Source organism: Actinomyces bouchesdurhonensis, from assembly GCF_900128465.1.
GTDB classification, from domain to species: domain Bacteria; phylum Actinomycetota; class Actinomycetes; order Actinomycetales; family Actinomycetaceae; genus Pauljensenia; species Pauljensenia bouchesdurhonensis.
Window position 1 is genome coordinate 380824 of the sequence record NZ_LT635868.1, and the last position, 6169, is coordinate 386992.

At 64.7% G+C, this 6169-nt stretch carries 6 protein-coding genes and 1 pseudogene; all 7 read left to right on the forward strand.

Annotated features, from left to right (window positions below; all coding sequences use genetic code 11):
* The first annotated feature begins 8 nt into the window (after window positions 1-8).
* A complete protein-coding gene (locus BQ7477_RS06615) occupies window positions 9-1058 on the forward strand; it encodes a tRNA (adenine-N1)-methyltransferase (RefSeq protein WP_073983272.1) in 1050 nt (349 codons plus the stop codon).
* Between the two features lie 45 nt (window positions 1059-1103).
* Window positions 1104-1577 (forward strand): annotated as a pseudogene (locus BQ7477_RS06620) (proteasome ATPase); the annotation flags it as partial.
* The gene (gene dop, locus BQ7477_RS06625) at window positions 1574-3094 is read left to right on the forward strand and encodes a depupylase/deamidase Dop (protein ID WP_073983273.1); all 1521 of its coding nucleotides are present in this window, start codon (window positions 1574-1576) and stop codon (window positions 3092-3094) included. The pseudogene BQ7477_RS06620 and the gene dop, both read left to right, overlap by 4 nt.
* A 26-nt stretch (window positions 3095-3120) precedes the next feature.
* A complete protein-coding gene (locus BQ7477_RS06630) occupies window positions 3121-3297 on the forward strand; it encodes a ubiquitin-like protein Pup (protein ID WP_073983274.1) in 177 nt (58 codons plus the stop codon).
* A 1-nt stretch (window position 3298) separates the two neighbouring features.
* Window positions 3299-4684: a Pup--protein ligase gene (gene pafA, locus BQ7477_RS06635; protein ID WP_073983275.1), complete on the forward strand. Its 1386-nt coding sequence runs from the start codon at window positions 3299-3301 to the stop codon at window positions 4682-4684.
* Window positions 4681-5727: an FKBP-type peptidyl-prolyl cis-trans isomerase gene (locus BQ7477_RS06640; RefSeq protein ID WP_073983276.1), complete on the forward strand. Its 1047-nt coding sequence runs from the start codon at window positions 4681-4683 to the stop codon at window positions 5725-5727. The genes pafA and BQ7477_RS06640 overlap by 4 nt, the downstream gene beginning before the upstream one ends.
* Window positions 5728-5787: 60 nt before the next feature.
* Window positions 5788-6169, forward strand: a 382-nt coding sequence (locus BQ7477_RS06645) for a chorismate synthase (RefSeq protein WP_129582530.1), incomplete at its 3' end; no start/stop codon positions are given.

Genomic DNA, 6169 nt, shown 5'->3' on the forward strand with positions numbered 1-6169 from the left:
TTTACGTAATGACTATTCAGCGTAATAATTTCGAAACGGCCACCGACTTAGGCCAGTCCGTCCGCCGGGGTCTCCTTTCCGAGGGCGACCGCGTTCAGGTCCGCGATCCGAAGGGGCGCTTCCACCAGGTCATCCTGGTACGTGGCGGACGCTTCCAGTCTAACCGCGGCGGATTCAACCACGACGACGTGATCGGCTGCCCGGACGGTCAAGTCATCGTGACAGACGAAGGCCGCCAGTTCCAGATCCTGCGTCCCCTCCAGGTCGACTACGTCATGTCGATGCCGCGCGGAGCCGCCGTCGTCTACCCGAAGGACGCCGGCGTCATCACCCACATGGGCGACATTTTCCCAGGTGCCACGGTCATCGAGGCCGGGGCCGGGTCGGGTGCCCTGTCGATGGCGCTCCTGGACGCCGTCGGCCCGCAGGGGCACCTGATCTCCGTGGAGCGTCGCCAGGACTTTGCCGACATCGCCACGGCGAACGTGGACCTGTGGTTTGGACACCGTCATCCCGCGTGGGACCTGCGCGTCGGCGACGTCGATGCGGTGCTGTGGTCCGCCAAGCAGGGTAGCGTGGACCGCGTGGTCCTCGACATGCTGGCCCCCTGGGAGAACATTGAGGCGATTACCCACGCGCTCATTCCCGGCGGTGTGCTCATCTGCTACGTGGCAACCGTGACCCAGATGTCGCGCCTTGTGGAGGATCTGCGTGCGTCCGAGCGCTTCACGGACCCGATTGCGTGGGAGGACATGCGCCGCGAGTGGCACCTTGACGGCCTGGCTGTGCGCCCCGAGCACCGCATGGTCGCGCACACCGGATTCCTCGTCGTCACCCGACTTCTTGCCCCCGGCGTCACGCCGCAGGAGCGTTCGACCCGCCCCGCTAAGGCCGCGGAGGGCCAAGGTGGAGCCTGGGACGACGAGGCGGACTGGTCCCTGGAGAAGGTTGGCCAGCGCGTGAACTCTGAGAAGAAGGTCCGTAAGGTGCGCCGCGACGTCGTCGCGCAGGCCGACACGTGGGCCAGCGAAGGACGAGAGGCACAGACCGATGAATGACACCGACCAGCGCCTCTCGCTCGAACGACGCGTCGTCTCGCTGGNGTGCGCATCCGGGTGGCCCGCCCCGACCGTGCGGGCGCGCTCGACATCTTCTCGAAGTACCTGACCCCTCGGGTCCCGATCCACGCCTCCGAAGTCGCCCGCTTCGGCAGCCTCGACGAGGCCGTGGCGGGGATGATCGAACGCGCCGTGGACGCGCTGTACACCCGCGATGAGACGACCGCTTTGTTCCTCGCGACGCTCGTGAGCGGCGAGCACAAGCGCATCTACCTCGCCGACCTCGTGTCCGGAGCGCTCATCGCTGGCATCGTGGAGCGTGCTAAGAAGTATGCGATTAAGGATGCACTAACGGGAACTGCGTCGGGTCTGACCATGGATCACCTGTTGCGCGGCGTGCACGAGGAAATGAACGAATCGTTAGAGTTGGCAGCGACGTCCTCGCCGGAGGACTGGGCTCGCACGAGCGGACTCGCGCCCGAAATTGTCAGCGTGAAGCCGATTGGAGTGGTGAGATGAGCAGCGAACGCATCATCGGGACCGAAACCGAGTTCGGCGTCTACCGCCCGGGCGACGCGTGGGCCAACCCGATTGCTTTGTCCACCCGCGTTGTGTCCGCATACGGCGAAATTTCGCGTGTTGGCACCCCGTCTGAGGGCGCTGGCATCGTGCGGTGGGACTACACGGGCGAAGACCCGCTCAACGACCTGCGTGGGATGCGCATGTCGCGCGCCGCCGTCGACCCGTCTCTGCTCACCGATGACCCCTATCACTTGGCCCCTTCGGGAGGCTCCGAGCGCATCGCTCGCCCCACCGCGGAGGAGCTCGCTCTACCTGCGGCAACGACCGCGGTGCTTACCAACGGCGCGCGACTCTACGTGGACCATGCACATCCGGAATACTCGGCTCCTGAGACCCTTGGGGCGCGCGACGCCCTCCTGTGGGATCGGGCGGGCGAAGTCATTGCTCGACGCGTCATGGAGCGTTTGGATGCCCTCGGTGAGGAACCCATTGTCCTGGTGAAGAACAATACGGACGGCAAGGGCGCGGCCTACGGGACCCACGAGAACTATCAGATGCCTCGCATCACCGACCTGGACACCATCATCCGTGGCTTGATCCCCTTCATGGTTACCCGACCCGTGATCTGTGGCGCGGGCCGGGTCGGGCGCGGGCAAAAGAGCGAGGTACCGGGCTTCCAGATGTCCCAGCGCGCCGACTTCGTCGAGAACGAGGTCGGACTTGAGACGACCTTCAACCGCCCGATCATCAACACGCGCGACGAACCCCACGCCAACCCCGCACACTTCCGCCGCCTGCACGTGATCGGCGGCGACGGCAACATGTTCGACGTGTCCGCCTTCTTGCGCTTCGGGACGACCTCCTTGGTCCTGTGGGCCATCGAGCAGGGCACCGACCTGCGCTGGGATGCGCTCGTCATGGACGATCCTGTCCAGGAGACGTGGAACGTGTCCCATCACCCTGACCTTGACTACACAATCGGCACAGCTGGTGGCTCGTACACGGCAGTTGAGCTTCAACAGATCTATCTGGACCTCGTCCTCGGTGTTTTTGAAGAGACCGGAACCACACCTACGGCGGCGGACCGGGAGATCCTCACGCTGTGGCAGTCCGTCCTCGACCGCATGCGCGCTGACCTTTTCTCGGTGGCAGCAGACGTTGAGTGGGTCGGAAAGTACCAGATCGTCAAGCGCCAGAAGGAACGAGCTGGCTTGGAATGGAACGATCCGCGCCTGGCTGCCATCGACCTGCAGTGGGCGGACCTGCGTCCCAGCCACGGCCTCGTCTACCGTCTCGCGAAGGCCGGCATGGTCACGCGCCTGGTGACGGACGAGCAAGTCGAACGTGCCGCCGACGTAGCACCAACGAACACGCGCGCGCACGTGCGAGGGTGGGCGGTCGGGAACCGCCCGGACCTGGTCAAGGCCTCGTGGTCATCGCTCGTCTTCGACCCCGGGGAAGGTGACCTTCTCCGATTCCCGATCGCCGATGCCCGCGACACCTCCACACGCTGAGACGACGACAGAAAGAAGAACACACCATGTCGAACCAGATTTTTGCCGGCGGCCCCACGCCCGACGACGACGCCACCGAGGCGGCGGGCCAGGTGCAGGCACGTACCGCATCGATTGATTCACTCCTTGACGAGATCGACTCCGTCCTCGAGACGAACGCCGAAGCCTTCGTGCAGGGTTTCGTCCAGAAGGGCGGCCAGTGACGTGAGGCGGAGAGTTTTCGGCATCGAAACGGAGTACGGGCTGACGGCCGCGTCCCCGTCCGGGGCGGCGCCGATGGACGCCGAGCACGCCGCTCGCCAGCTGTTCGAGCCGCTCTTACACCAGGGCCGTTCCTCCAACCTGTTCCTTCGTAACGGCGGACGCCTCTACTTGGACGTGGGCGCCCACCCCGAGTACGCAACAGCCGAGTGCGACCGCCTGGAGGACCTTCTCGAGCAGGACCGCGCGGGTTCCGTCATACTCGCCGACCTGGCGGTCCAAGCCGACGAAGCGCTCTTAGAGCTCGGCACCGACCTGCACATACACCTGTTCCGCAACAATCTGGACTCCCAAGGCAACTCGTATGGCTGTCACGAGAACTATCTGCTGCACCGACGCCGTGACTTCCGCCAGGTCGCCGACGCGCTCGTCGCTTTCTTTGTGACACGTCAGATCCTGGTGGGCAACGGGTGGATCAACACGTCTGCTGCCACGCCGCGACTACAGTTTTCTCAGCGAGCGGACCAGATGTGGGATGCCGTCTCTTCCGCGACGACCCGCTCGCGTCCGATCATTAACACGCGCGACGAGGCCTTGGCCGATTCAGGCGCATACCGGCGCATGCACGTGATCGTTGGTGACACAAACGTTGCTGAGCCGACGACAGTTTTGAAGGTCGGCATGACCGATCTTCTCATCCACGCCATCGAAGACGGACTCCAGATCGAGGATCTCGCGCTCGCTGATCCGATGCGAGCGATCCGAGAGATCAACGCGGATCTGACCGGCTCCACGCCGATAGAGCTGGCCTCGGGCCGCACCACCTCGGCCGTCGCCCTGCAGCGCGAAATCCGCGAGCGCGTGCTCGCTCGCATCCCCGTCGCCGAGCTCGACCCGATGCGCGCCTACGTCGTCGACCTGTGGGGTCGTGGCCTCGACGCGATCGCGAGCGGCAACTGGAGCGGGGTCGACACCGAACTCGACATCGCCATCAAGCGCTCACTGCTCGACTCCTACTGCGCGCGCACCGGCGCTGCCCTGAGCGACCCGCGAGTGGCCCGCCTCGAACTGTCCTATTCGGACATCACGGCGCAGGGTCTGCGTGAGCGCATGGAACGCGCCGGCCTCATGCGACGCCTCACGACGCCGGAGGGGGTGGCCCGCGCCACCACCGTTGCGCCGACGACGACACGCGCTCACCTGCGCGGTCGCATCATCGCGGCGGCGGAGGATGCACGCGCTGACCTCAGCGTCGATTGGGTGCACGTACGCCTGGACGATTCCACGGCGATTCCGCTCTCCCTGCAGGATCCTTTGGCCACTTCCGACCCGCGCGTTGATGGACTCATCGAGCAGATCAACGCGTCGTCTCCTACGATTCCCGCATGAGCCCTGCTGCACAGACCCCTGACTCCGTGAGTCCCCGACGCTCGAAAGGCTCCTCGCGGCGTGCTGCTGCGAGAGGCGGACGCTCCCGGGGTGCCTCGCGTGCCTCATTGCTGGGACGCCTTGTGATCGCGTTGGTTCTCATTGCTGCGGGAGTCGGCGTCGCCTGGTGGGCCGTCCAATCAACGGATCGGTCCCAGGTTGAAGTCCCAGCCGAGACCAGTGCCCAGTCGACGACGTTGCCTCTCTTCGAGCGGGTGAGTGTGTCCGGTCGCGTGGGCGCAACGCCGACTATTGAAATCAAGGCTCCTTTGGAGGTTGACGGGACGAAGGCAACCACCATCGTCGACGGCAGCGGTCGCGATATTACAGAAGGGTCGCCTGTTCTCGTTGCGATTACGGCATTCGATGGAGCGAGCGGACAGACACTGTCAGAATCGGGACGTCCCCAGCTGAGCCTAGGAATCGTCGGCACGGACGCGATCGGTGATGAGCTGACGCGCATGGTCGTGGGCAAGCGCGAGGGTTCCCGTCTGGTTGCTTTCCGGACTATTGCGGCCGGAGCGGGCGCGCCCGGCTCGAGTAGCAATATCGAGGTTGATGTCATCGACATCCTGCCCAACATTGCGGTCGGCACCAGTGTGGATGCAACGGTGGGTCCTTTGAGCGTTGAGATGAGTCCTGAAGGTCCCATCGTCACGCACTCAGCGACCGTGCCCGACGGTGTGACGACTCAAGCCCTCATCAAGGGGGACGGTGTGCAGGTGCACGAGAGCGATCGGGTCGTCGCCCAGTTCACCGTGCTGGGCTGGACAGACGGCGTTGTTCGTGTATCCACGTGGGAGACGGGCATCCCGCAGGTCATTAACCTCGGGACTGCTATGCGTGGTCTTCAGTCGGCTCTGGTTGATCAGAAGGTTGGGTCGCGTTTGGCCATCACGATTCCACCGGACCTGGCGGCCGGTGACGACACGCTGTGCATCGTTATTGACATCCTGGGTACTGAACCGAATCTGTCCGGAGCCGCACAGTCCTCCTCGTCCTGATCGTTCACCCCGTGAGAGACGGCAGGCATGGGCACTTGGCCTTGTGGGACACTGGGGGACATGCTGAGATGGATGACCGCCGGAGAATCGCACGGGCCCGCACTGCTTGCCATGATCGAGGGGCTTCCTTCGGGACTGCATGTCACGACTGATGACCTGCGACGTGCCTTGGCCAGACGCCGCTTGGGCTATGGGCGCGGTGCTCGTCAGAAGTTCGAGACCGACGAGGTGTCGATCCTCGCGGGTGTACGTCACGGGGTGACCACGGGTGCTCCCGTTGCTATTCGGATTGGAAACTCGGAGTGGCCCAAGTGGGAGACCGTCATGAGCGCGGACCCCGTGGATCCCTCGGCTCTTCTCATTGATGCCGGTGCCGGCGACGAGCGCGAGGTCGCGCGTAACCGCCCGTTGACGAGGCCTCGCCCGGGTCACGCCGACCTGC

Bases quoted from the DNA above. Each gene is read 5' to 3' on its own strand.
- BQ7477_RS06615 (WP_073983272.1), top strand. From the start codon at position 9: ATGACTATTCAGCGTAATAATTTCGAAACGGCCACCGACTTAGGCCAG.
- dop (WP_073983273.1), top strand. From the start codon at position 1,574: ATGAGCAGCGAACGCATCATCGGGACCGAAACCGAGTTCGGCGTCTAC.
- BQ7477_RS06630 (WP_073983274.1), top strand. From the start codon at position 3,121: ATGTCGAACCAGATTTTTGCCGGCGGCCCCACGCCCGACGACGACGCC.
- BQ7477_RS06640 (WP_073983276.1), top strand. From the start codon at position 4,681: ATGAGCCCTGCTGCACAGACCCCTGACTCCGTGAGTCCCCGACGCTCG.